Annotated in this window: 25 protein-coding genes and 2 pseudogenes; 6 read left to right on the plus strand and 21 right to left on the minus strand. The window is 32.7% G+C overall.

Annotation, left to right across the window (positions count from 1 at the left end):
• Positions 1–129 precede the first annotated feature (129 nt).
• Entirely contained in the window at positions 130–894 is a 765-nt protein-coding gene (locus C564_RS0113460) for a DUF1836 domain-containing protein (protein ID WP_006095061.1), read from the plus strand.
• A 42-nt stretch (positions 895–936) separates the two neighbouring features.
• Here C564_RS0113460 and C564_RS36770 read toward each other — a convergent pair.
• A pseudogene (locus C564_RS36770) lies at positions 937–2064 on the minus strand (HD domain-containing protein).
• Positions 2065–2635: 571 nt separating this feature from the next.
• Here C564_RS36770 and C564_RS0113480 point away from each other — a divergent pair.
• Positions 2636–3241 carry a DedA family protein gene (locus C564_RS0113480; protein ID WP_003198056.1) on the plus strand — a complete coding sequence of 202 codons (606 nt, stop codon included), beginning with the start codon at positions 2636–2638 and terminating at the stop codon, positions 3239–3241.
• A gap of 305 nt (positions 3242–3546) precedes the next feature.
• Positions 3547–3771, plus strand: coding sequence for a hypothetical protein (locus C564_RS0113490; RefSeq protein ID WP_018765677.1), 225 nt, complete (start codon positions 3547–3549; stop codon positions 3769–3771).
• Between the two features lie 52 nt (positions 3772–3823).
• On the opposite strand, the gene dltD is transcribed toward C564_RS0113490, so the two are convergent.
• The 8 genes from dltD to C564_RS0113535 all read right to left on the minus strand — a co-directional run bounded on the left by dltD (position 3824) and on the right by C564_RS0113535 (position 11651).
• Positions 3824–5005 (minus strand): D-alanyl-lipoteichoic acid biosynthesis protein DltD, encoded by a 1182-nt coding sequence (dltD, locus tag C564_RS0113495; RefSeq protein ID WP_018765678.1) that lies wholly within the window; start codon positions 5003–5005, stop codon positions 3824–3826.
• Positions 5006–5373: 368 nt separating this feature from the next.
• Positions 5374–5898 (minus strand): GNAT family N-acetyltransferase, encoded by a 525-nt coding sequence (locus C564_RS0113505; protein ID WP_018765680.1) that lies wholly within the window; start codon positions 5896–5898, stop codon positions 5374–5376.
• A 149-nt stretch (positions 5899–6047) separates the two neighbouring features.
• On the minus strand, positions 6048–7670 hold the full coding sequence (locus C564_RS0113510; RefSeq protein ID WP_018765681.1) for a peptide ABC transporter substrate-binding protein: 1623 nt from the start codon (positions 7668–7670) through the stop codon (positions 6048–6050).
• A 39-nt stretch (positions 7671–7709) separates the two neighbouring features.
• Positions 7710–8711: a C40 family peptidase gene (locus C564_RS0113515; protein ID WP_018765682.1), complete on the minus strand. Its 1002-nt coding sequence runs from the start codon at positions 8709–8711 to the stop codon at positions 7710–7712.
• A gap of 78 nt (positions 8712–8789) precedes the next feature.
• Positions 8790–9839 carry a dipeptide epimerase gene (locus tag C564_RS0113520; protein WP_003198044.1) on the minus strand — a complete coding sequence of 350 codons (1050 nt, stop codon included), beginning with the start codon at positions 9837–9839 and terminating at the stop codon, positions 8790–8792.
• Between the two features lie 68 nt (positions 9840–9907).
• Positions 9908–10234: a DUF3870 domain-containing protein gene (locus C564_RS0113525; protein WP_003198042.1), complete on the minus strand. Its 327-nt coding sequence runs from the start codon at positions 10232–10234 to the stop codon at positions 9908–9910.
• A gap of 129 nt (positions 10235–10363) precedes the next feature.
• On the minus strand, positions 10364–11116 hold the full coding sequence (locus tag C564_RS0113530) for a serine hydrolase (RefSeq protein WP_018765683.1): 753 nt from the start codon (positions 11114–11116) through the stop codon (positions 10364–10366).
• A gap of 178 nt (positions 11117–11294) precedes the next feature.
• Entirely contained in the window at positions 11295–11651 is a 357-nt protein-coding gene (locus C564_RS0113535) for an FtsB family cell division protein (protein ID WP_018765684.1), read from the minus strand.
• A gap of 283 nt (positions 11652–11934) precedes the next feature.
• On the opposite strand from C564_RS0113535, the gene C564_RS0113540 reads away from it, so the two are divergent.
• A complete protein-coding gene (locus C564_RS0113540) occupies positions 11935–12861 on the plus strand; it encodes an aldo/keto reductase (protein ID WP_018765685.1) in 927 nt (308 codons plus the stop codon).
• 76 nt (positions 12862–12937) lie between these two features.
• On the opposite strand, the pseudogene C564_RS38205 reads toward C564_RS0113540, so the two are convergent.
• The 7 genes and pseudogenes from C564_RS38205 to C564_RS0113575 all read right to left on the minus strand — a co-directional run.
• A pseudogene (locus C564_RS38205) lies at positions 12938–13093 on the minus strand (DJ-1/PfpI family protein); the annotation flags it as partial.
• A gap of 518 nt (positions 13094–13611) precedes the next feature.
• Positions 13612–13842 (minus strand): hypothetical protein, encoded by a 231-nt coding sequence (locus tag C564_RS0113550; protein ID WP_003198034.1) that lies wholly within the window; start codon positions 13840–13842, stop codon positions 13612–13614.
• 238 nt (positions 13843–14080) lie between these two features.
• Positions 14081–15877 (minus strand): Xaa-Pro dipeptidyl-peptidase, encoded by a 1797-nt coding sequence (locus C564_RS0113555; RefSeq protein ID WP_018765687.1) that lies wholly within the window; start codon positions 15875–15877, stop codon positions 14081–14083.
• Positions 15878–15981: 104 nt separating this feature from the next.
• Positions 15982–16476: a transglycosylase SLT domain-containing protein gene (locus C564_RS0113560; protein ID WP_018765688.1), complete on the minus strand. Its 495-nt coding sequence runs from the start codon at positions 16474–16476 to the stop codon at positions 15982–15984.
• A gap of 444 nt (positions 16477–16920) precedes the next feature.
• Complete coding sequence (locus tag C564_RS0113565; protein ID WP_003198028.1) at positions 16921–17349, minus strand: cell wall hydrolase; 429 nt, start codon at positions 17347–17349, stop codon at positions 16921–16923.
• Positions 17350–17467: 118 nt separating this feature from the next.
• Entirely contained in the window at positions 17468–18865 is a 1398-nt protein-coding gene (locus tag C564_RS0113570; RefSeq protein WP_018765689.1) for a sensor histidine kinase, read from the minus strand.
• Positions 18858–19505, minus strand: a complete 648-nt coding sequence (locus tag C564_RS0113575; RefSeq protein ID WP_006095078.1) for a response regulator transcription factor — start codon at positions 19503–19505, stop codon at positions 18858–18860. Before C564_RS0113575 ends, C564_RS0113570 begins: the two co-directional genes overlap by 8 nt.
• A 174-nt stretch (positions 19506–19679) precedes the next feature.
• Here C564_RS0113575 and C564_RS0113580 point away from each other — a divergent pair, with 174 nt between their 5' ends.
• Entirely contained in the window at positions 19680–20099 is a 420-nt protein-coding gene (locus C564_RS0113580; RefSeq protein WP_018765690.1) for a hypothetical protein, read from the plus strand.
• A gap of 51 nt (positions 20100–20150) precedes the next feature.
• On the opposite strand, the gene C564_RS0113585 is transcribed toward C564_RS0113580, so the two are convergent.
• From C564_RS0113585 to C564_RS0113605, 5 genes are all read right to left on the minus strand, one after another.
• Positions 20151–20600 (minus strand): GNAT family N-acetyltransferase, encoded by a 450-nt coding sequence (locus C564_RS0113585; RefSeq protein WP_371399142.1) that lies wholly within the window; start codon positions 20598–20600, stop codon positions 20151–20153.
• Positions 20601–20676: 76 nt separating this feature from the next.
• Positions 20677–21378: a 5'-methylthioadenosine/adenosylhomocysteine nucleosidase gene (locus C564_RS0113590; protein WP_018765692.1), complete on the minus strand. Its 702-nt coding sequence runs from the start codon at positions 21376–21378 to the stop codon at positions 20677–20679.
• Positions 21379–21427: 49 nt separating this feature from the next.
• The gene (locus C564_RS0113595; protein WP_003207420.1) at positions 21428–22180 is read right to left on the minus strand and encodes a WecB/TagA/CpsF family glycosyltransferase; all 753 of its coding nucleotides are present in this window, start codon (positions 22178–22180) and stop codon (positions 21428–21430) included.
• Positions 22181–22224: 44 nt separating this feature from the next.
• On the minus strand, positions 22225–23865 hold the full coding sequence (locus C564_RS0113600; RefSeq protein ID WP_018765693.1) for a M3 family metallopeptidase: 1641 nt from the start codon (positions 23863–23865) through the stop codon (positions 22225–22227).
• A 143-nt stretch (positions 23866–24008) separates the two neighbouring features.
• A complete protein-coding gene (locus C564_RS0113605) occupies positions 24009–25295 on the minus strand; it encodes an APC family permease (protein ID WP_018765694.1) in 1287 nt (428 codons plus the stop codon).
• 142 nt (positions 25296–25437) lie between these two features.
• Here C564_RS0113605 and C564_RS0113610 point away from each other — a divergent pair, with 142 nt between their 5' ends.
• Positions 25438–25872, plus strand: a complete 435-nt coding sequence (locus C564_RS0113610; protein WP_003198010.1) for an Lrp/AsnC family transcriptional regulator — start codon at positions 25438–25440, stop codon at positions 25870–25872.
• Positions 25873–25941 lie beyond the last annotated feature (69 nt).

Raw genomic sequence — 25941 nt, forward strand, 5'->3', positions numbered from 1 at the left:
TGTTATTTATTTAACTTTATTAACAATTTATAAAATGACAGGAAAAATAATGAAAAACAGAATTGACTTTACAAGCAACAAAACATATTATAAGTTCATAAGAACTTTTATAATTTTGGAGGTGAAAAGATGGAAACATTTCATCTCACACGAAACGAAATGGCAATGCTCCTTCTTTCTCTTAGAGGATGGAATGCAAAAAAGCCTCTCGTTATTTTACAAGAAGCTTGGGCAAAGTCACATAAAAAAGATATTGAATGTGGACAAAGTGTTACAGCTTTTATTACAACCGCTCTTTCACCTATTTTTGAAAAGCTCATTAAAATTGAAGATACAGATATTGGCTTTTCTTTAAATGAGATCGTTGCGCTTGGTAATCAAATTGAAAATACCAGTTTTTCTGTAACAGCTATGCAAAACTGGGTAAAACGAGATATAAAAGAAATGATTGGTTCACCACAAAAAGGAAAAAAATATTCTATCGAACAAGCAGCTTTATTATTCATTGTTGAAGATTTAAAAACAGCACTTGATTTTGAATCCATTCGTAAGCTGTTAAGACTCATCGTAAATGATCCAGCAGATCGAAGTGATGATTTAATCAATCCTGTTCATTTATACGTCGCTTATTCTTCTTTATTTGAGGAATTGAATCAAGGTGGTTGTTTACAATTAAACGCGACTGATACCATTCGTACAATTGAAAATATTGTAAAAGAAAAAGCAGATAAAATCGCAAGTCAGTTTGATCAAATCAACAATGAGCAACGAGAAGCCATTCGTAATGCGATTATTATCGCAACACTTTCTGTACATACGGCATATGTACAAATGTTAGCGAAACGCTATGTTTCTGCAACATTATTTTTACAAAATTTAGATGTAAAGCCATAAAAAAAGAGGAGCGCTTTGCGCTCCTCTTTTTTGTTTATCCTGCTATAAATAGTACATGTACCCTCTTTTGGGTAAAGCAGTTACTTCTTGAATGTATTTAGAAGTCTCTAAAATGTCCTCAAAACGTGCATTTCTATTTATATAAATTCCGCCTATGTATGAACTATAACCTTTATTCTCACTCATAACTTCAGAAATATATCGAGCTTCTTTTTTACAATTCTTAAAATCACCTTCTTTTCCCTCTTTCCAATTCAAACTTTTTGATGCTGAAAGATATAATTGAGCTAGTTTTGCTAATTCCTCATGTTCAGATTTTGCAACGCACTGTAACTCGTTTAAAATAGCTTGATCATTTAAAGGGAGGAAATCATTCACTTTCAGTTCTTCTCTCTTATGAAAGAAGTTTTGTAATATCGGATTATACAAAGGAAGCTGTAACTCTTGGATTTTCTGAAAAATAAGTAGTAATAACAAATCTTTTCCCACTACAAACGGATGGCCAAATCCATTGTGATAAAGAGAGCTTTTCACCTTTACAAGATGCTCTATTTATGGTATCCCTGTTTCTTCAATAACAAGCTTTTGATTGATCATACGCATAGTAGAAATAAGCTTTTCAATGGGACCTCTTTCTAATTCCAATGATGAATAATGCAAATCCCGATTCCAAAAATCAAGCTGATCCATGCCTAATGATAAAAATAAAATTTCATCTATAATTGGAAAAACATTTTCTTCTGACAAAGCTTTAATTACATCTTCTAATAAATCAGATGTCCGTTCTAAGATAGTACGTATTTCTCTATCTTCTTGAATAATTCGTATCGTCCAATCACCATGATCTTGACCTGATATTCGTTGGAAACAATGTGAATATGGCCCGTGACCAATATCATGAAGAAGAGCTACAACAGAAACAACTTTCCTTTCATATTCTGAGAAAGTAATATCTCCTATTTCAATGAGATGATCTATAACTTTATTCACAAGCACATATACTCCGATAGAATGTTCTATCCTTGTATGTGTCGCATTTGAATGTACATAGTATGTATGCCCTTGTTATTTAATATAAGCTAATCTTTGAAATACTTTCGTTTCTATTAATTCAATTATGTCTCTATCATGAATAGAAATCATTCCATAAATGGAATCTGTAATCTCCATTATTTCTCACCCTTCCAAAATAAATTTCTGCATTATTATAACGATTTTTTCTTTTTTTCGAATTTTTTATCTTCTCCCTTATAAAACACCCATTTTATTAGTGAATTTCATTCCTATTGATAATTAAATCGATCTGGATTTCACTAGCTGTTAGCTCTACCTGTCTCTCTGACTTCCACTTCCCTATTAATTATAAGATGAGTGTCTTATCACCAGCGAATAACGGGATAAAATCCCCTTTATTACAATATGAGAAATTTCTAACATACTTTTCATTCTCTCTTCACGAAATTCTAATTTCTATACCTTACTATAAGAAAGATAATACAGATAAAAACCAAATTTATAAGTTGTAAGCATCATATAAACACTTCTCACTCATTTTATTTTCTTGAATGAAAGCGCGATTTCTCTTTCGTAATCATGTTAAAAATGAAATCTTAAAATAGCTATAAAATCAACAATTAAGGTATAATCTGTATATAAGAAATTGTGTACATATTATTTTTTATTAGTAAGTAGTATATCTCCTCTTACCATTTGAAAAAATCTATTAAATAGAAGGTGCAACATGTTAGGTAGTTTTATTCATTCTGTATTACTATTTTTAGAAGGACTAGGTTATTGGGGCATAATGTTTGGACTCATGATTGAGATTATTCCAAGTGAAATCGTTCTCGCTTATGCAGGTTATTTAGTATCTTCAGGAAACATCTCATTTATAGGCGCCATTGTATTTGGTACTATTGGTGGTGTGATCGCACAAATCTTTATTTATTGGATTGGGCGTTACGGAGGAAGACCTGTACTAGAGCGTTATGGCAAGTACATTTTCATTCATAAAAAACAAATCGATTCTGCAGAAGCATGGTTTAATCGTTATGGAACCGGTGTTATTTTCACAGCACGCTTCATTCCAGTCGTTCGTCATGCCATTTCAATCCCTGCCGGCATTACAAAAATGTCACCTATCCGATTTATTACCCTTACAGCGCTTGCGATTATCCCGTGGTCAATCATCTTTATCTATTTAGGTGAAAAGCTAGGAGAAAATTGGGGCAATATCGATGAAGTTGCTGGGCCGTATGTAACATCGTTTGCAATTGGCGGAGTAATACTAATTGTTTTGTATTTCACTTTAAAAATATGGCTAAAGAAACGAAGAAAACTTGTTTAAATGAATCATTCGAGATAATGAATTTGAAATAAAACGCCATACATTCAATTAGATGTATGATGTTTTATTTCATTTTTCTTTTATTCTTACTTTTATAATTTGATATGCTTATCTTCTAAAAGATCCAGAATTTCTTCTTTATGCTTTAAATCATGTTGAACAAGACCCAAGAAATAATCATTTAATTTCATACTTTCTTTCCCAAATCGATAATAAGTATTAAAATCCTCCTATGTAAAATTGACTGGATAAGCAACCATTCCTTCTCTAAGTTTGTATATTATCTTAAAAGGAGGGATATACACATGCATTGGCAACAAAAAGTACAATATTTAATTGGTCAGCCCGTTGGTGTTTCTCTCGTAAATGGTCAGGGTACATCTGGAGTTTTATGCGGTGTGCATGGTGGACATATTTATTTGTATGAATACTTGTATCAAGCGCAATTCGTAATGAAACATTATGACTTTAGGCAAATTCAAGATATACATCCATTTCCTAATTGTCCACATCAGAATCCTTTGTATTAAAAAACAGGAGCAGCTTAAAAAGCCGTTCCTGTTTTTGGTTTAATCTTAAAATTTATTTCCCTGCATGAAATTGTTGTAATGCTTCATCCACATATACCCAGCCTTTCCATCCTAAATGAATGGTATCTTTTAGAAAGTATTTGTCATATTCATGACTAGTAAAATCTGCAACTGGAAATCCAGCTTTCTCAACTTGTTCTCGAACTTTCTTATAATAAACATCACGACGTTCTTTTGGGAACCCTGCGTAATCATACCAAGGTCCATTTACAGGAACAGAAATGAAAAGCGGTTTCACTTTCTTTTGCTTAAAAATATCTAAAATAATTTGTAAATCTTCATATTCTGGCGATTCATCATAAGATTCTTTTGCCTTATATCCTTTTAATCCATGTAATTTCTTTTGAAATTTGTTTTTATAGTAATATGGATTTTCAATTCCAAATGTATTTGATGTAGACTCTACTTTCCCAACCTGTTCAGCATGCCTTCTTGTTTCTTCCCAGGAAAGTGAACGTAATTCCATATTTCTTTGTTCTTTTTTTGGCTTTATATTGAATATAGATGTCACTAAATCTTTATGATCCGCAATGTTTCGGTTTATATAGGCAATCGGCTTCAATACTCCCGCTTTTATCTTATGAGTTGTATCATTATATACAATACCTTCTAGTGAGCTTTTTAATATAGAATCTTTGCGGACAACATTAAAATCTAGCAACCGCTTCGCAATTTTCTTTTTCATTTCAGGTTTTATTTGATCATTAAAAATAAAATGATATGTTTGCTGTTTAGAAAAGTTACTACTAAAGTTCCCTTCATTTACCCCCTGCTTGGTAAACCATTGTGGTGAAAGAATAAATACTACTTTTTTTCCTTCTAATTGATCCATTGTGGAAGTCACATTTAAAATATGAGCAAGACTCTGCGTTCCGCCAGTTCCTATTAGAAACGGTGTAAATCCTTCGGGTTTTACTTTAAAATAGTTAGACGGATGATATGCATCCATTCGGGAAAATTCAGATGAACCGTACATCGGCAAATAATTCAAATTCTCCAACATTTTTTGTTGCAAAAAAACACCTTGTAATTTTTCTTTTTGTAATGAAGTCGCCGCATCTTCTACCTTTTCATTACTAATAAGTGAAACTAGATATTTAGATGGAATAAGCAATATAACGATAAAGATTATACATGCTAAAATGATTGGGCCAAAAGCATGCTTCATCTTCATTTGTTTACCCACCTTACACTAGAACCACTTACAATCATTCTCTTATTACCTCGATATTGCATGTCTACTAATAATTCTAACCCTTGCTTACAACACGTCATCATTCTTTCTCTTCTCCTTTATTCCGTAAAAATGCTCCATTCTATTCATCTATCATTTACATGTATTTCCCCCTCTTATCACAACTTATGTACGCATCCATTATAAGAAATGTTTCCAAGTAAACATTTTAATTATACAAGATTTTGTATTTCTTTCACACTCTAAATTCAGTAATGATTTTATCTTTCGACAAGTTAAACTTGTATATAAATCTATACGATGTTTACAAACTATCTGGGTAATTTGTATGAATATTCAAATTTTCATCAGAATAAATTCTTATACTCATAATATGATAATTGATGTCCATCAAAATCCACATCATGTGTGTACTTAAATCCAGCCTTTTCTAAAACATTCTTTGACTTCTCATTGGCAATTCTAATTCTTGCAGTTAATTTTTTGACTTTCAAATCATGAAAAGCATATTGGATCGATGCATGGGCTGCTTCTGTAGCATATCCTTTTCCCCAAAACTTCGGATCGAGAAGATACATGATTTCTAAATCTTCTGTTCCATCAATATACCTTAAACCACAGTGTCCCATCATTTCCCTCGTGATAGGATTGAATATAAGCCATACACCAAAATTATGTTCATTCCAATGCGCTATGAACTTTCCAATATATTGTTCAGTTTCTTCTCGTGACATACCTCTAGATATCGCAAGCCACTTACCTACCTCATTGTTTTTTACAATTTGATAGAAAGCATCCACATCTTCTAAACGAGGTTTTCTCATATAGAGTCTTTTCGTATTCATTAATTTTACATTCACATGAATAGACATATCCTTTCCCCCTTCAATAAAATCTTAATTTTTATCCTGGTAAATTATAGCATGATTTTTCTCTCTTTTATTAATTTCAATAATGAAACATTGTTATATACAAAAACAGACTGTTCTCTAGGCACAGTCTGTTTTTTGTATATTTCATTTTATTTTTTCACATTTGCCCATTTCAAGCTAGTCGCGGGTCCGAATTGATGTACATATAAATCTTTCACATATGGTTTTTGTAAATAAGATAATCCGCGCTGGAACACCGGTGCAATTACCGCATCATCCAATAGCATTTTCTCTGCATCTTGCATCGCTTTCCAACGTGCCTTTTCGTCATTTCCTAATTCCATTTTTGTCTTTTTAATTAATGCATCATATTCTGGATTTGCATAGCCAGTATTATTGACACCACTTTCTGAAATAAAGACATCTAAGTAAGTCATTGGATCTGGATAATCCGGTAACCAACGCGATAATGACATTTCGTATTCTTTCTTTTTCTCTAACGCTAGTTTTTGAGAATGTGGTTGTAGTTTCACTTTTATCGTCAATCCTGGTAAGTTTTTCTCTAATTGTTCTTTAATATATTCTCCTACTTTTTTAAAGTTTTCTAAATCATAGTTTAACATTTCCAACGTAACTTCATTCGTTCCTGTTTCTTGCTTGGCCTTCTCCCAATATTCCTTTGCCTTGTTCACATTCGTTTTATTAAACTCTGTCGTTGTTTCCCTGAAATCTTTTTTATCTGGCCCTTTTAAAAAGCCATTTGGAACATAGTAGTTTGCAGGTACTGATCCATCGTTTAAAAATGAAGTCGCAAGTCCCTTTTTATCAAAAGCCATGCTAAGTGCGAGGCGGGCATTTTTGTTTTTTAGAATTGGTACATTTTCATTAAATCGGAAGAAATACATAACCGGATCTGTATATTGTTTCAATTCTTTATCATTTTTATATTTATCAACAAATTCTGTTGAAATAACAGCACGATCAATTTTATCTGTTTGATATAGATTTACTACGGTCGAAATTTCTTTAACAATTTGGTAATTTACTTCATCTAATTTCACTTCTTTTTTATCCCAATATTGATTGTTTTTCTTCATTGTAAAACTTGCTTCATGCTTCCATTCTGATAATGTAAATGGTCCATTATATAGAGTTTTATTTGCTTCTAAACCATATTTATTTCCTTGTTCTTTCGCATACTTCTCATTAATTGGATAAAAGGATGGTAAACAAAGTAATTTTGTAAAATAAGGGACAGGATGTTCTAACTCTACAGTAAACGTTTTATCATCTTGAGCTTTTACTCCTAATTCATCCAATCCAATTTGTTTCTTATTTATCTTTTCTGCATTTTTCACATCATACATGATATATGCATATTCAGAGCCCGTTTCTGGATTAACAAGTTGCTTCCAAGCATATATAAAATCATGTGCTGTTACAGGATCACCGTTAGACCATTTCGCATCACGCAAATGAAATGTATATGTTTTCCCATCTTTACTAACCTCATGCTTTTGAGCAATTCCAGGAATGACCTCATCATTTTTTGAAAGTCTAAATAATCCTTCCATTACATTATTTAATACGTTAAATGAAACAGCGTCTGTTACTTTTAAGGAATTTAATGATGGAATTTCTCCTGTTTCTGTTAACTGCAATACTTTCTTCTCTTCTCTTGGTTTTGTCGTGGACTTTTCTTTTCCACAACCAGCTAAAAACGAAGAAAGAAGTAACGTACTAACTAATGAAAAGCGAGTAACCTTTTTCACTTTAAAACCCCCTTTTTAAATTCCTACTAATCTTTCACATTAAGGTAAATAGCGACGTGCCCCTGCATATTCTTCAATGTAACCTGGTGTATCTACTGGTATAATTTCAACTGTTTTCGCTGCATTTGGAGAATGTATCATTTCCCCATCTCCAATATACATTCCTACGTGGTGAACACTTCCTTTTCCTTGATTGTAAGCAAAAAACAGCAAATCACCTTTTTGCAAGTTTTCTCTTTCAACAGCAATACCTGCTTTTGATTGTGGACCAGAATCACGCGGGATTGTAATACCATGAGATTTGTAAATTGTATGTGTAAAACCAGAACAATCAAAGCCAAAACCACTTGTTCCAGCCCATATATACGGCAATCCTAAAAATAACTTCCCAGTATTCACTAAATCATCTCCCGTTGGAATAGGGATTTCATTTTGTGATTTATAAACCTTTCCATCATTTTTCCGTAACCATGCTTTTTGTCCGTTTGGTAATATTACACGAAACGACATATTATCTTCACTTATTAGCGGTAAGCGTGTGTTATAACTAACCTCTAAAGATTTATATTTATCAGATGGATTAATGTATAAAATAGCTGTCGGTTTTGTAATAAGAACAAATGGTTGTTCCTTTTTCCCTGCAAATTCTTGATTATAGGTTAGCTGTTTTACCGGGACCCATCCTGGATATCCCGCTTCATTTCTTGGCGTTGGCTGGCCATGAACAACTACTTTTGCCCACTCACCTTGCCGATCAATGATTGTTACTTCTTGCCCTAATAAAGCTTGTGTTTCTAATTTATTTGTACTTGTTAACCAAAGCTTTTCATCGAGCGTCATCGATTTCGTCCATTTCCATAGATTAACAGGATTCATCGCACTTGGTTCATCAATTGGACGAAGCAAATTTGGCCCAGTCCATAATGTTGCTGCTGCCACATCTACATACGCTTGATTACTTTTTACCTCTTCAGCATTTGCAACTGAAATAGATGAAAATACTAACAAACAACTAAAAAGCAAAGTAATGGATTTTCTCATAAACACATCCTCCTTTTATTAATATGCCTCCCTGTTCAAGCAAAGCGTGACATCAAAAACAATTCTTCTGCCGAAACTTTATTCTATATTCACTGCGTGATGCAGGTTTACCCTTGGTCCGTTATATGTGATTCCGCTTGGCTCTTCCATTAACCATAAAGGAGCATCAAGATCAAAGTAGTGAATATTTGGATGAGCGGCTGCTACATGTGCAATTGCCGCCACAGAAAGCGATGATTCCATCATGCTACCAACCATGCATTTTACACCGGCAGCGCCAGCAATATCGGCAATCTTCCATGCTTCCCGTATCCCGCCACATTTCATTAATTTAATATTTAATAAATCGGCGTATTGCCCTTGAACAAGCTTTAAAGCGTCTTGCGCCGAGAAAGCACTTTCATCAGCCATGATTGGTGTTTGCACATGATCTTTTACATATTTCATTCCTTCCCAATCTTTCGCATGAACGGGCTGTTCTACAAATTCTATATTTAAATTTCTATTTTCCATTTCTCGAATAATCGATACAGCTTCTTTTGGACTCCATCCTTGATTTGCATCTAATCGCAAAGTTACATCCTTCGGCACAACATTTCTGATCGCTTCAATACGTTCTAAATCCAATTCTGTTGATTTACCAACTTTAATTTTTAATGTGTTAAAGCCTTTTTCCACATGACTTTTTGCTTCTTTCGCCATTAATAAAGGTTCATCAACACTTACTGTAATATCTGTTTGAATCTCTTTCTTTCCACCTAATAACGCATATAATGGGATATTATGAAATTGACAATACACATCATATACAGCCATATCTACTGCTGCCTTCGCACTCGTATTGCCTACACAGCTCATTTGGATTTGTAACAACAACGTTTGAAATTGCTGCAATTCTTTCCCGATTAACACAGAGCGGATTGGCCCTAAAATAGCTTCTCCCATTCCACTTGCAAAATCCCCAGTAATAACTGGAGTCGCAGTCCCAGCCCCTTTTCCTACAATCCCTTCATCTGTGTGAATAAAAACATCAATACTTTCAATTTCTGTTACAGTGCGCAAAGCTGTTTTAAACGGTGTATGAAGCTTAATATAGCGACGTTTTACTGTTAAATCCATGATTTTCATTTCTATTCATCCTTTCTGTCCAATAAAAAAATCCAGCCATAAGAATGAATCTTATGGCTGGATTTTGTCTATGAATGTGTAGACAAAGCAGCAATTTGATTATATTTTTTTTGTGCATCTTTTAATGCTACAAGCAATGCTTTTTGAGATGATCCGAAATAACGATTTTTAATTTCTTCTACTAATTGTGGATCATTCATATTTCTATGTAGAAATAAATGTTTTACAAATTGAGCAGTTAATGAAATGGTTGCTGAACAATCCGCATCTACAATTTTCCCTGTATCTTTTTCAACAACAAATGCAACAAAATAGCTTTTAAATTTTTCTGTAATTGGATTGTTTTGAGGTGCTTTTGCGTCCCCTACGATATAAATCGTATTAGAAGCGTACACATAAATCTTCCTTTCTTATACAAGGATAACGGTTTTCTTAACAGGCGAATAAGCTATAGACTCATCGTTAATTAAGAAATGTATCCGCTTACTGTATATTATATACAATTGACAGAATTTTAACAATATTTATTTTAGTAAATATTGTACAATTAAATGTCCAATCTCTGAAAATATATAATTCGTATGATTTACACATTCAACATTTGAACTTAAAACAGCTACATATACCGTTTTGTTATTTATGTTTAGTCGTGCAGCATCATGTGTAACAGTTTGCAGTTCTCCTGTTTTGTTTGCTATGGAAAGTCCTTCAATCCCCTCTAAATTCCCACATAATTTATGAGTTAATTGTTGTTTTTCAAGTGGGTAATAAAATTGTTCATCGTTATCATAATGCTTTAGAAGAGATATAATATCTTCAGCTGTTGTGAAATTATCCTTTCCCGTTTCTTTAGGTGTTTGCATCATATATCGTTGTAGTTTCGTTCCATTTAGCTGCAGTGAATCAATATGTTTTTGAATATCATTTATTTTCAACTTATTTATAAGCCAATTCGTCGCAGTGTTATCAGAAACTGTAATCATCAATGTAATGAGATCTTGTATCGTTACATTTGGTGTATGTAATGCAGCAACAATGCCACTTCCTCCAGTCTTTTCGAGGGATGAAATAGGAATTAATTCATATGGATTTAAGGTTCCATCCTTTATGTTTTCTATAGCACATGAAAGAATAGGTAACTTAATAAGGCTAGCTGATGGATGCACCAATTGTTCATTGTACCGATACATAATTTCCCCTTGTATCATGATACTTACGTCTCCGTTTATACTTTCAATCCGTTTCTCTAATTCATATATAAAGTCTGCTTTTTTCATATTACCCTCTCCTTTTTTGAGAATTATATCATCTCTAAAAATTCTCAGTTATGACATATCTTTTTATAAAATAAGAAAGTATTACTGCCTACAAAGAACGAATAAAAATATTTAATATTAAAAAAACAGTTAGCTATTTGCTAACTGTTACAGATGTTTTCCTTTCATTACTGTATATCTACTTAGGTAGTACAAATATAGTTTCATTCGGCTTAGAGAATTGATACTCTTTCCTCGCAAACTTTAAAATCTCTTCTTCATTATCTGTCAAATTTTCAACTTTACTCTTTAAATAACGCGAATCTTTTTCTAAAGAAAGTAATTGCTTTTGCTGGTTTTTAATCGTATCTCGCTTTTCTACAATCATTTCTTGTTGCTTAGTAAGGATATATTGAATATAAAAAGTGGCCGAAAGAATAAAAATAAAAACTAAAACAAATCGCCGTACTTTTCTCTTATTTATAACTCGGTATTCATTAGACTGTGTTTGATATTGTGGTGTATGAGGAACATTTACTTTCTTGAGTTTCCTCATTTTTTAAATCCCCCTAACCCATTTTATTTCACTACCACAGGCATACTTTCTTACTAACCTAAATTCTCTTCTCGTAAAATAAGCTCCTCCATAAAAAAATCTCATAAATTAACCAATTAGAGATAGCTTTCGACGACATCTCTATATTTCAGATGAAAATTTTATTTTTTGTGCTATATATTAGTGTTTTATGTTTTTAAGCTAAGCAAAAAGATCTCACAAACACATTCGCTTTTTCAGTGAATAATTTATTAGGGATTCCTTTTATTAAGGAGGTAAACAAATGAAATACCGCGCATTAGGAAAAACCAGTTTAACCGTTTCTGAAATTGGATTTGGCGCTTGGGCAATTGGTGGCGATGAATGGGGTCCTGTAAATGACAAACATTCTATCTCTGCAATGAAAAAAGCAATTGAATGCGGAGTAAATTTTATTGATACCGCTGATGTATATGGTTTAGGTCATAGTGAAAAATTAGTGGCACAAGCAATCAAAGAACATCGTAATGATATCATCCTTTCCACAAAGGGAGGTTTAATTGGTCATCACTATGATCCTGATGGAGAACCTGTCTACGATACAGCAGCAAAAGTAATTGCAGTATTTGAAACTAGTTTACTTCGCCTGCAAACAGATTACATTGATGTTTACTTTTGTCATATTTGGTGGGATAAAAGAGAAGAAACCGAAGCGTTCCTTCGCGCATTTGAAATTTTAAAACGAGATGGAAAAGTAAGAGCAGTTGGTGTTTCTACGCATGATTTACAATATATTAAAAATTTTAATAAAGACGGGCAGATTGATGTTATACAACTTGACTACAGCATACTTAACCGAGAACCTGAAAATGATATTTTACCTTACTTACAAGAGAAAAACTTAGGAGCTGTCATTCGTGGACCATTAAAAATGGGAATATTAACAGGGAAATTTACTGACCAAACAACATTCCCTGATGGTGATTTACGACAAGATTGGCCGAAAGAAACATGGTTTCAAGATGATTTACGCAAGGTTGAACAATTGAGATCCCTTTCAAACCCTAAACAAACTTTGGGGCAGTTGGCCCTTCGTTATGTGCTCTCGCATCCTGCTGTATCTGTTTCTATTCCCGGAGCAAAAACAGCTAATCAAGCAGCCGAAAATGCCGCTGCTTCTGTACGACCACTTCTATTAGAAGAAGAATTAGCATATATACGAAAGCTTTAAACAAAAAAAGATCAGTAACAATTCATTGTTACTGATCTTTTTTATCCCACTACATAAATAAGACTTTCATATTCAACTAATTGCACAACTCAATATCATACTCCATTCTTTTTGCTATTGCTTCTGCAATTTCTACCCCTAATAAATTTTTCACTATATGAAATGACATATTAATTCCGGACGAAATTCCTCCAGAAGTAATAATATGTCCTTCATCAACAAACTTTACATTTGTTCTCCATTCATTACAGCATTTGTAATTGCTACAATTGGATTCATCTTTATCCCCCTCTTACATAGACTCGTTTCATTTTTTAACTATGAAATAATTCTATTAAACATGGAGAATTCCTTTTCAACTCATTATAGTTTACATAATAATATTATAAATATTAAACCTCATTTTCATTACTTTGTTACCAAATAAAAAAATAATTTTCTAATAAAAAATAATTCATTTTTAGAATGAACTGTTTGGGGTTTAATCAAAAATATATTTTTGTATCTTTCTATAAAATAAACCACCACGTTTATATAGAAATAAAAAAACTCCGTACTGTAGTGACTTTATTACATTTTTTTATTTCTAATATCTTTTTGAGAATGCGAAAATGATTAATTAGTTTTAATATAAAAACAATCATTAGTAGGTACCTACTTAAATTGTATTTTTTCAAATAAAATACGAAAATGTTTTTTGTATTTTATTTGAAAAATGATTTTTATATTCTTTTATAGATACAATAACTTTTACATTAGCCTATAGCAATTTTGCCTTCTTCCCTTCCCCGTCTCTTTTAATACATATGATTTTACTACGAGTTCAGTTAATGAATCCGTTAATGTTTTATATGATAAATTAGATAGTGCTAGCAGATCATTTGTATATAGAATTCTATGTTTTTCTAATAGTAATAATACTAATCGTTCAGATGGCTTTAATGTTTCGTCACTTTCTAGTATAAAATCTACATCTTTCATAGGATATTACATTCTCCTTATTTTAAAAATTACTATTCTCCATTATTAATACGAAAATATTATATAATAAATCTATTGTTATTTCAAAATAACGTAATACTTATACTAAGAATGTAGGGTATCCTAATACTCTCTTCGCTTCTTTCATTCCCTTTCTAACATCCTTTCGGCAATTTGATGTTAGAATCCATCCCCTTTTTTCAGTACAAAAAAAGCCTCCACATTCGGAGGCTTCCTTCTATTTTACAATTGGCAGTGTTAATTCACTTAATTTTACTGTAAGTTTCGTCCCTGCTTTTGGACGAATCGTATAGTCATAATCACTTGCAATTAATACGACTCCGATTTGATGGCCGGCTTGGAATACATAATCATCCGGCTGCATGTCCCATGTAAATGTGTAATCTTTTCCTGGTATAATTGGTGTTGACTCTTCTTTTCCATTCAAGTTTTGTGGATCCATCCATCCTCTCGTCACAATTTCTGGTTTCTCACCACCATAATCAACAAGTAATGCGGTTAAATTTGAAACTGGACGATCAATACTCCCCTTAAATGAAATTTTTGGTGTACCACTTATTCTCATTTCTTTTTCGAGCTTAGGCATTACATATACTAACCGATTTGGTGATTCTAATTCTGGATTTGTTAGTAATTGATTCGATTTAATTTTTGCATCATCTAACAATGAAGACACTTGTTGTACCGCACCCATTCGAAGCGGTAAATCTACTGCTTTATTACTTAAAAGCATACGTATTTTAGACGGAGCTGCTGCAGGGTCTGGCCAATTTTTTAATTTTTGCCACGTTTTATTTTCTCGCTGTACATCTACCATCGGTTCATTCATAATTCCATTTTCAATTCCGTATAACCAATAATCAAACCATTTATTTTGTGTTTGCTGCCAGTTATTACTAGATGTTCCCCCATGCCCTCCTTGATGTAACCACATTTTACGTGGCACATTATTTTCTCCTAAAGCTTCCCACCATTGTGAAAACTGTTTTGTCTTTACATTCCAATCGTTTAAACCATGTACAACAAATACACTTGCCTTTATATTTTTTGCATCCTTCACGTAGTTACGCTTGTCCCAAAAATCATTATAATCTCCTGTTTTTCGGTCCTGCCCATCAGTAAGCTCTTTAATGATTTTTTGACAAACTTCAGGATTTTTTCTCGTTAATACTGCTTCGGCCATATTATCTGTATCTTCACCTTGATAACCACCTGGTGCAACAACTGCACCATTTGCACGGTAATAATCATACCAACTGCTAATCGCGGCAATAGGAATAATTGTTTTTAACCCTTCAACTCCTGTTGTTGCAACAGCATTCGGCAATGTGCCATTATATGAAGCACCTGTCATCCCGACATTTCCTGTAGACCAATCCGCCTGTATTTCCTCACCATATTCTGTGAATGCTTTTGCTCTTCCATTTACCCAATCAATAACAGATTTTGTACCGATAATTTCTTGTTCGTCACCAGTTGTTGGACATCCATCTGATTTCCCAGTACCAATGCTTTCACCTAAAATAACGGCATATCCACGAGGAACATAATAATTTCCATATGAACCGAGGTTAGCTGGTCCTGCATAAGGTTTACCTTCCGTAGGATGTAATTCTTCATCTACATTATAAACTGGTACATTATTTATCCCTGAACGATAAGGACTCATTTCATAAATAACAGGAACTTTCACACCCGGTTCTGTTTTCGGTCGCATTACCTTTACCGATACACGATCTTTTTTACCATCTCGGTCACTATCAATCTCTGTTTCTACAAATAAATTTTCTACAATTGCCTCATCAAGTGAATAAATTGGTTTCGTCATTCCATTTTCTAACTCAATCTTTGCCGATTGAGCTAACGTTTCTGGTACTTTCCCATTTAGCGGTAAAGTAAATTTCTTTGAATTCTCTTCTTTCTGGTCTGCATGTACCGTAATACTAGATATGCCAGATGTAAGTGTTAGAGAAAACATTGCTGAAAGCGCAATTACAAACTGTTTTTTCCTCAAATTCCTTCCCCCTTTATATTCTTCTACCACTTCTTTCACTATACAACGAAATAACAGAAAATTCAGTTTATAAAGAGGTGAAAACTTGAGGAATTTGTTATATTTTACTCTCCCTTATATAGCTCATAGGATTTCTCTAACCCAACATTATATTTCGTATTATTATTTGTCCAATCTTCTCCTAAATTTCCAGGCCATCCCGATGTATTGGCAACATATTTTAAAAGAGCTAATTCTGTTAATCCTTTGTTTACTCCACGTTTATAGGAACTCACCATATGTGAGATTGCTATTATTGCATTCGTTTTTGCATCTTTTAAGTTCTCTTCTGATAATTGTGCAGGTGCTAATCCGCCCCGATGTAACTGAAATAGCCCAAAAGATGTCCCTTTATCTCCAACAGCTTTTCGATTAAATTTTGTTTCATGATCAGCAATTGCAAGTGGAATCCAGTCTGGTATACCGTACTGCTTCGAGATTTCAGTAATTACTAATTTATTATTTTCAATTTCTTTTTGTTTTTCATACTTCATATAAGCTGCATAACATAAAAGCATCAACGTGCAAATTACTACTATATATTTTAATAATTGTTTCATAGATTCATATCTCCTATATCGTTTATGCTCAATCCTTGTATACCTATACTATAAAATGTTCATGTGACATCTATTTGACAGAATACAATTTCAAAAAATAAAAAGAGCTTACGAAGGTTATCTGAACTGTACCCCAAATCGTGGGCACTCAAAAAGATGGTTCCGGTAGAATACCGGAACCATCTTTTAAGTGCTTAATTTCTAAAGGTCTTTTTATTAAACTGTCCACTTTATCCCGCATTAACGGACAGTAACACTCCCACCTCAAAATTCAGCGAAAGCAAAGAAGTTAGGTGGGAGATGAACTGTCCGTAAAAGCCCGATTCGTTCAACTAATAATCAGTGGAGGATGAAGAAAACCCCCACTGATTAAAGTTTCACTTTATAAGGTACAGTTCATTTTTGGATTGGTTTTTCTGTAATCACAGACTTTTTTATCAGTGTTTAAAATGTGTTATAAACTTGTTCACAGGTTGCGGCTGTTGGTTGAAAAAAACAGTGTTTTTTATAACGTCCTACAAAGGGCTGATTATACCATTGTTGAGGACAATCGCCTGGTGGCCTAAAATACCACAAACTAAATTTCCCAGGCCAGTACCTCTCTCCATTGATAACTCGACGAGCTAAACGTTTTTCACTTTCTCTTGCTCTTTGATAGAAATATCCATGCGTAACAGCTTCAAATGCATGTTCTTGGAAAATCATTTGTCTAATGGTACGAAGGTTTTTAAAGTCAGAACAATTTGCTCTTAGTCGGTTAATTCCTACATTTCCGACGAGTAACATACCCTGAGTTCCTTCTCCTTCGGCTTCTGCTCTGAGTAATCTTGCTAAAAGTGCAATATCTGCATCTGTAGCGTTAACAACTCCCATGACTCCACCTCCATTATATTTTTCTCTTTATAGTATTGTTTATTGGTCAGGATAATGACTTGTTTAATATAGGTTGTTTTCTAAATTAATTTATATTGGACATGGTATCCTCTTCAAATTATCGTATGTTTAACTTTCGTAAACTCTTTTCCATATACATATAAAATTGTATTTCCTCTTTTATAATGGAGACACCATACTCAAAACCATGTCGTTCTAAAATACTCTTTACAATGGCTAATCCTAATCCAGTTCCTGATATTTCTTTATTACGTGAAGCTTCTAATACATAAAATGGTTCCCAAATTTTTTCGATATCTGTACTTACTTCAGGAGCAATTCCATTTTGGATACTAAAATATACATAATCTTTTCTCTCTTCCAATACAATCTTGATATTTTGATTTGTTGTATATTTGATTGCATTTGAAATTAAATTATTACATACCATTTTCATTTTATCCAAATCTACATAAACACTAGCATCTCTCGCACGACAATCTATTTGTAAATGTATACCTTTTGCGTGGAACTCAATTTCATGTTTATCAATTATACTTTTAATAAGGGGTTCTATCTGCACTTCTTCTTTTTGTAACAAGTCTCTTTCTAATTTCGAAAAACGTAATAACTCTTCTATTAAATTTGAAATTTGATCAGTTTGTTTAATAATTGTATCTAAATATGTCCCATCATCGAGACCGTCTTTAATCCCCATAGAATATGCTTTGACTAAAGCGATGGGGGTCTTTAATTCATGAGTAATGTCCCCCATAAACCGTTTTAAATGTTCATTTCTATTCGTTAAATCTTGATGAGCTTCATATAATTTATCACTCATAATATTAATACTATTGGCTAAATCGCCAATTTCATCGTTTGTTTTCACTTTTGCTTTCTTAAATTCTAGATTGGAAATATCTTCTGCAACATCGCTTAATTCTTTCAACGGTGTTGTAATCGTTTTTGATAATATCCAAACAAGTACAATGACAAGAAATATTGAAAAACCAAAAATATATATATTAAATGTATTAAGTGTCTCGATTAGTTCATTCGAGTGCGCAATAGATACTCCTACTAAGATTAACATTTCATTTTTCGAAATAAATTTCGCAAAAAAGCTCGCTTTTAGCTTCTCTTGATCATATAATTTATTTGCTTGTCCAGAAGTTTTCACTTTCATTACGTCTTCTTTTGTAATCCAAAACTTGTTCAATGTTACTCTTTTTTTTATAAGCCCAGAGCGTAACGATTCATTAATTTCATCCTCTGTATTTTTTATAGGAGTATACACAATTGTTACATTATTCTCATTCTCAATTTGATTTATAGTAGCTGTTAAGTGTTCAACAGACGAAGACTGGATTTGATCTGTAATGATATTTAATTTTTCTCGTGTTTTGTATATATTATATTTCGGTAAAAAATAGTTCATTAACAATAATGAAATAGTAAATATAAGAACGATTGTTAACGATATACTAACAAAAAGTTTTTTACCAAGCTTATTCACGTTCATCCTCCAAACTGTAACCTAAACCGCGGTGCGTTTTAATAATATCTTCCCCTATTTTTTTTCGCAATCGTCTAACATGTGTATCCACTGTTCGCTCATCTCCAAAATAATCAAATCCCCATACAATATCTAGTAACTTTTCACGTGTTAATATTGTACCTTTATGATTTAAAAAACATTTAATTAATTCTAACTCTGTTTTTGTAATTTCTAATTCTTTATCACTTTTATATACTTTATTCTTTATCAAATCTATTTTTAGATTTTGAACTTGTATGACTTCATCTTGATTCAGTAGTTTTTTAGCTCTTGTAAGTAAAATCCCTGGATGAAATGGCTTTTTCACATATTCATCCGCCCCGCTTTGTAAGGCCACAAGTTCATCTTCATTTTCACTTTTAGCAGTAAGCATCAATACTTTCACACTCGAGTTCTTTTTTATTTCCTGGCATACAGTGATCCCATTCCTTTTTGGCATCATCCAGTCTAAAATTGCTAAATCAATTTTTACTTCATAAAATATTTCAAGTGCTTCTTCTCCATCCTTTGCTAAAAGAACTTGGAACCCTTCTTTCTCAAAATAAGCTTTTAAAATTTTAAGCATATCCTGCTCATCATCTGCGATTAATACTCTCACTCGTACCTTCCTCCATTAACTATCTATATGTGCCTTATAAATTGTAATCATTTTCATAACAAAGTAACATGAATTTCTTATTTTACTTTGTTATGGTACAACATTTTTGTTACATGAATGTGACAAAAAATATTTATAGGGTTTGAGGGTATAGTAAATATGAGGTGTTGTTCCATGTTTAAAAAAATAGGATTTGTTTTTCTGTTTTCGTTTTTATTATCAGCAACTGTTTTCGCAGAAACAAATAAACAAATTGAAGTATTTGATTGTCAAAAGGAAATGGTCGTGCAAAAACAATCTCTAAACACAGAAATTCAAAAAGAGGCAATACAATATGCAAAATCAATTACTGGAGCATTTAAAAATCTAAATGTTGTCCCTAAAACTGGACATATGGTAAAAATCCCTTTGTCTAAACCTGTGGTGATTACAAACCAATGGATACATACAACGATAGATGAAGTTCTTGTACTACTTCCGCTTAACGAAAAACCCTATATCATGATTTATGATGATGAAAATAATCCACACTTTTATTATGTACAAGGTCAACCTGAAAATTTATTAAAGCATTTGAAAGTTACATCATCATAATCACTAATAGAAAGAGAAAGATTCCATAAAACATCGTCTATGGAATCTTTTTTATAATTTCACATAATGGGTTGATCCTTTATATTCTTCACTTTTCAGAAATCCATTTGAAGTGTAAAATTGACTAGCTCGTTCTGTGTCTGTATATAGAACGACAATTTGAAAATGTTCTCTTGCATCAGATAGTATCCTCTTTAATAATAAGTTTCCTAGCCCTTTCCTTCGATATGCTTTGGAAATATAAAACCTTCTTAACCGTCCAATCGTTTCAGTTTTCGTATATGGATCTTTATTTAAGCCACCAATTCCAATTAGAGTATCTCCTTGGAAAATACCATATAAGCCTTCCCCTACCTTACTAAAGGTGTTCGTTTTGCTTTTGTATTCATTTACTAATTTCAGAAGAAAATGAAATCCCTCTTCTTTACTTTCTTTTATAAGATGAGTGATATCAAGTTGTGAAAGGTCTATAATCTTTTTAATTTCTACACTCTTTATTATAATCACCTCTCTGTTAAAAATTTCTTTTAACTTAACAAGGCCTCTTTTATTAAAGAGGCCCTTCTTTACATATAAATCATACAACTGTGTTACTTGATATATTCTTAATCATTTCCATTATAACTCTTGAAGATTGATCGGCTGTAATTTTTGCAAAGTTTTCATAAGAACTAGTTGCATCATCATCCGCACTGTCAGAAATACTTCTAATTATAAGAAACGGTATATCGTTGATAAAGGCAACATGCCCAATTGCTGATCCTTCCATTTCAGTGCAATGAGGCGCATATTCATCCAGCAATTTCTCTTTTAGCTTTGCATCTTCAACAAAGCATTCCCCACTTACAATTCTTCCTTCATGAACATTTATGTCTAAACCACTGGTATTACATGCTTTTCGTGCAAGTTCTCTTAATTCCTGATTTGCAATAAATGTTTCTTGGAATGGAAACAGATTCTTCATTTGATTTTTATTTACATCATGATGTGTAACGTTCGTAGAAATAACTAGATCACCAACTTTAACATCAGGATGTAACCCTCCCGCAATACCTGTATTAATCATGCAATCCACTTCAAATTTGTCTATTAAAATTTGTGCACACGAAGCGGCATTGACCTTCCCAATACCACAGCGAGTGACAATAATCTCTTTATCCATAAATATTCCTTTATAAAAAGGCATTCTTGCAATTGTATATTCCTCATAAATATCTAATTTTTCTAAAAGTAAGTCTATTTCAATTTGCATGGCTCCAATAATACCGATTTTTTTCATTGGTCGTCTACCTCTTCTCGATTATATATAAAGTTTCTATTATAAAAAATTAATGAACGCTTTTTCTGACTCTCTCAGCCATAACCGATACTAAAAATTTTGGAAGTATTAACTGTCGTTTTATTCTTTTAGGCTGTGTTACTAACCTATATAACCATTCTGTACCAGTATCCCTCATTAGTTTCGGAGCTCGTTTTACCGTGCCGGATAAAATATCAATCATACCTCCAATACCAATAGATAAAGGTACGTTTAATTCTTGAAGATTTTCATAGATGAATACCTCTTGCCTAGGAGATCCTAATCCTACCAATAGCAAGTGTGGCTCGAATTGTTGAATTCGAACTTTGACTTCTTCTATCTGCTCATTTTTCACAAATCCATGCTGTCCTTCGAAAACCGCATGTGGAAAACGTATTTTCAAATTTTCTAATGCTTTCTCATTACTTTCTGGTGCAGCACCAAAAAGAAACACCCGGTATCCCTCTTGATTACAATACTCTATTAAGTCATGAGTTAAATCTGCACCTGTAACGCGCTCCTTTAATTTTCCTTTTAAAATTTTAGAACCAAGTATAACTCCTATTCCATCCGCTGTTATTAAGTCCGCTGATAACAAAATCTTTTTAAAACGTACAGATTCAGCTGAAGTTTCTTTAGCAGACATTACAATTTCGGGATTTGCCGTAACAATAAACTTTGGTTTATTTTCCTTTTCAGATAACCAATTTTTTAATAAATCTATTACTCTCTTATACTCTAAGCTACAAAATGGTATGCCTTTTATGTACTGTTGTTCCATTTCTTACATACACTTCCCCTATGTGTTCTCTTATAATAAATGACTTAAACTTCCTCTTGTACAAACTGTAAATACTCATCAATATCCTTATTTATTTGAAGTAATGCTTTCTCCCAAAACTCATTATCAGCAAGGTCGATGTGAAAGTATTGTTTCACCAACTCTTCGACTGGGCGTTTTCCAGTCTCACACAAGAATTTTTTGTATTTAGAATGAAACTCACTACCATCTTGTTTTGCAATTTCTAATAATCCTAAACTTAGTAGATAACCAAATGTATATGGATAATTGTAAAAAGGAACACTCGCTGTATAAAATTGACCATATTTCATCCAAACAAAAGGTTGATATTCTGTTAAAGAATTTCCATAAGCTGCTTTTTGTGAAAGTATAGATAATCTCTCTAATTCATCCGCACTTAAAGGTCCCTTTTGACTTTCTTCATAAAATGTTTGCTCAAATTGAAATGAAGCTCGAATGGCCATTACATAATTAAAGCTATTTCTGATTTTCCAGCTAAGCAATGATTTTCTCAGTTCTTCACTTTCTGCTATTTTAACTAAGTAATCTACAAGTACCATCTCAAAGAAAATAGATGCTGATTCTGCCATACACATTGGAAGGTAGTCATCTAAAAAAGCAGTAGACTGCTCATTGCTCATTACATAAAAATGCCATGCATGCCCTAATTCATGAGCTAATATTCTTACGCTATCAATTGTTTCATCATACCGTAATGAAATTCGAGATTCTCCTTCACTTAAAAAAGGAGCGCAAAATCCACTAGGTGGCCTATTATCTCTTGGCTCAGCATCAACCCAACCATTCATAATAGCGTGCTGTGCAAATTGAGCTAGTTCTTCATCGATATCCTTTAAGGCCTCATATATATTTTCTACTGCTATTGAAAACGGAATTTGAACCTGATTATTTTCTTCCAATGTCATCAAATCATGCCAAGTAAACGTCTCCTTACTTCTTTTATGAAACGCTATAACACTCGATAACTTTTCAAGATTCCCTTCAATAGCATTCCACATTTCCAATAATGCATTTTTAGAAATACCGTTTGCTTGAAGCGATTGTGACAATACCTCCTTTTCTTGTAACAGGTTACTTTTTAGGTTACGCAATCTACCTATTTGATTAAGTACGCTAGCAAATACTGTTTTCTCCTTTTCCAATGCCTCTGTAAGAGAAGAAAATACCGCTAATCTTTCATGATGAGTTTCACCATTCATCGCAAGATAGTTTGCTTTTCCAAATGATAATATCTCGTTATTATGATGTACTTCTAATCTATTTCGTAATTGTATGTACATGTCTTCCCAAGCTTTTAATTCATTTTCTATAAAGTTGATATTTTGATTTTCGAAGAAGTTACTTTTTTCATGATTCGATTCTTGTAGTAATAAACGAACCTCTGTTTTCAACGTATTTATTTTTGTATGAGGTAAAGCAGCTGTAAATTCATCTGCGTGTTCAGCAGAAAGACAATAAAAGTAATACTCTGCCTTTTCAATTCTTTGTATAATTCTTGAGAGGATTGCTGGGTCGCTATTTTCTTTATATGTTCCTATTAATTGTTCGATTATCTCTATTTCTGTAGAAAACGTAGGATCTTTTGTTTCAGGATATAACCTTTCCAAATCCCATCGCGTTGGATGATTGATCATTTGATTCATTTTATAGCCTCCTGTTTTTACAGATAGTTACAATAATGCATTCATTAGCTAATTATATATGAATCACTTAAATTTTAACATCTTGAAATATTCCGACTTTTGTGTGGGTATTTTAATAGTATTACTTTCACTCCTTTCCTATTCTATTTCTTCTTATTTATATAGCGTGTATTTACTACCTTTTCTTTTTGATATATATACACCAAACACATCAATGCAACTACAATCGGAATGGCAATTACATCACCAATAAACGGATATACCATTACGCAACATGTGAATGCTGTTACAGAAAAAATCTTTCCTAGTCTATTCTTGATTAGCTTTATTCCCGCTGCAGTACCTACAATATATGTAACAATTCCTAATGAATTAGGGATTAACACTAATTGATCTACGCGAATATGAAAAAAGAAGCTTATTAAAAGCCCTGTTATTGCGATGAAACCTACTATCATTAAAGCATTCGTTGGTGTATTGCTTTTGTTATTCAAATACCCCAGATATTCAGGTGCAAATTCTTCTTTTCCTAGAGAATAACCCAGCCGACTCATACTTGCTATAAATGCATTTGTTGTACCTAAACAAATCATGAAAGCTACTAATCCAACTAACCATACAAATTGGTCACCTAATGTATTTTTTATAACGGTTACAAGAGCGGTACTATTATCAGACTTTATAGAATATGCTCCTGTCCCAATTACTGAAATAGCAATTCCTATATAAATAAGGCCAATAATAATAATCGCAGCACCTGTTGAAAAAATGATATTTCTTTTTCTCGGAGATTTGAATTCAGGCGCTAAACTTGAAATTGCTTCCCATCCAAAAAAAGACCAAAATATTAATAATGTAGCATGTAAAATAGGGTGTATTTCATTTAATGAAATGTTTATATTTATGTTTTCCATTTCAATATAAGGCAATGAACAAACAATTGTTATGAGTAAGATAAGAAAAGTTAATACACCTATACATACTTGAAATACTCCACTCATTTTTAACCCGAAGAAATTTGAACAAATAGCTACACTTAATATAAGAAAGGCAATTACATATGCAAAGTCAACAGGCAAATTGAAAACTTTAGTGATATACATCCCACCTGTTAGAGAAACGATAATTTGCCCAACACTTCCAGCAATAAAAAAACACCATCCTATTATAGCCCCAATGTGTTTTCCAAAAGCTTTTTCAGAGAACGTTGCAATTCCACCTGCGCTTGGATGCTCGATAGACAAAAAGGCAAAAGTAAACGCAAGCGGGATACTAAGCAAAATCATGATAAACCAAGAGATAATAGCACTTGGCCCTGCTATACTTGCTGTCATACCCGGTAAAATGAGAATTCCTGATCCTAAAACAGCTCCGACATATAAAGCTGTTCCCTTTCGAATAGAAATCGTTTCTTTAAAATCATTAGACATTTAATGCACCTCCATTTATATTTAAATTATAGAAAGTTATTAATCTATTTTATATTCAAAAATGAACATAAACTTTTTCTAAACTTTATATTATGAAGGTTTTTTAATTATTTATTTTCAATTTCGTAAAGGAGTATACATTATGGATGAAATCGATAAAAAAATAGTTTCACTTTTACAAGAAGATGCCAGAATGACAATTAAAGAAATGACTGAACATTTACATCTTAGTCGTCCAAGTGTTACCGAAAGACTCAAACGATTACATGATGCAGGAATAATTGAAAAATATACAGCACGTATTTCCCTCGATGCAGTCGGCAAAGACATTCAAGCGTTTTTAAGAATAGAAAACTTAAAAATTGCCTGTAAAAAATTCGAAGAAAAAATATATAACGAACACAGAATACTTGAATGCCACCGAGTCACTGGCGAAAGTAGCTATTACTTAAAAGTAGCTGTGCAATCAATGAAAGAATTAGAAGAATTAATCGATGTTGTAATTCCATTTGGTACAGTAAAAACTTCTATGATACTCTCCTCACCAATCCCTTACAGACCGGTTATTGTGGAGTAAACCCCAAAAAAGGAGTGATTCTTATGATCACTCCTTTCTACTTTAAAATTTACCCAGGTATGATTTTAC

This window comes from Bacillus sp. 105MF (assembly GCF_000374885.1).
Taxonomy (GTDB): domain Bacteria; phylum Bacillota; class Bacilli; order Bacillales; family Bacillaceae_G; genus Bacillus_A; species Bacillus_A pseudomycoides.

Bases quoted from the DNA above. Each gene is read 5' to 3' on its own strand.
- C564_RS0113460 (WP_006095061.1), top strand. From the start codon at position 130: ATGGAAACATTTCATCTCACACGAAACGAAATGGCAATGCTCCTTCTT.
- C564_RS0113480 (WP_003198056.1), top strand. From the start codon at position 2,636: ATGTTAGGTAGTTTTATTCATTCTGTATTACTATTTTTAGAAGGACTA.
- C564_RS0113490 (WP_018765677.1), top strand. From the start codon at position 3,547: ATGCATTGGCAACAAAAAGTACAATATTTAATTGGTCAGCCCGTTGGT.
- dltD (WP_018765678.1), bottom strand. From the start codon at position 5,005: ATGAAGATGAAGCATGCTTTTGGCCCAATCATTTTAGCATGTATAATC.
- C564_RS0113505 (WP_018765680.1), bottom strand. From the start codon at position 5,898: ATGTCTATTCATGTGAATGTAAAATTAATGAATACGAAAAGACTCTAT.
- C564_RS0113515 (WP_018765682.1), bottom strand. From the start codon at position 8,711: ATGAGAAAATCCATTACTTTGCTTTTTAGTTGTTTGTTAGTATTTTCA.
- C564_RS0113520 (WP_003198044.1), bottom strand. From the start codon at position 9,839: ATGAAAATCATGGATTTAACAGTAAAACGTCGCTATATTAAGCTTCAT.
- C564_RS0113530 (WP_018765683.1), bottom strand. From the start codon at position 11,116: ATGAAAAAAGCAGACTTTATATATGAATTAGAGAAACGGATTGAAAGT.
- C564_RS0113535 (WP_018765684.1), bottom strand. From the start codon at position 11,651: ATGAGGAAACTCAAGAAAGTAAATGTTCCTCATACACCACAATATCAA.
- C564_RS0113540 (WP_018765685.1), top strand. From the start codon at position 11,935: ATGAAATACCGCGCATTAGGAAAAACCAGTTTAACCGTTTCTGAAATT.
- C564_RS0113550 (WP_003198034.1), bottom strand. From the start codon at position 13,842: ATGAAAGATGTAGATTTTATACTAGAAAGTGACGAAACATTAAAGCCA.
- C564_RS0113560 (WP_018765688.1), bottom strand. From the start codon at position 16,476: ATGAAACAATTATTAAAATATATAGTAGTAATTTGCACGTTGATGCTT.
- C564_RS0113565 (WP_003198028.1), bottom strand. From the start codon at position 17,349: ATGGGAGTTGTTAACGCTACAGATGCAGATATTGCACTTTTAGCAAGA.
- C564_RS0113580 (WP_018765690.1), top strand. From the start codon at position 19,680: ATGTTTAAAAAAATAGGATTTGTTTTTCTGTTTTCGTTTTTATTATCA.
- C564_RS0113590 (WP_018765692.1), bottom strand. From the start codon at position 21,378: ATGAAAAAAATCGGTATTATTGGAGCCATGCAAATTGAAATAGACTTA.
- C564_RS0113595 (WP_003207420.1), bottom strand. From the start codon at position 22,180: ATGGAACAACAGTACATAAAAGGCATACCATTTTGTAGCTTAGAGTAT.
- C564_RS0113600 (WP_018765693.1), bottom strand. From the start codon at position 23,865: ATGAATCAAATGATCAATCATCCAACGCGATGGGATTTGGAAAGGTTA.
- C564_RS0113605 (WP_018765694.1), bottom strand. From the start codon at position 25,295: ATGTCTAATGATTTTAAAGAAACGATTTCTATTCGAAAGGGAACAGCT.
- C564_RS0113610 (WP_003198010.1), top strand. From the start codon at position 25,438: ATGGATGAAATCGATAAAAAAATAGTTTCACTTTTACAAGAAGATGCC.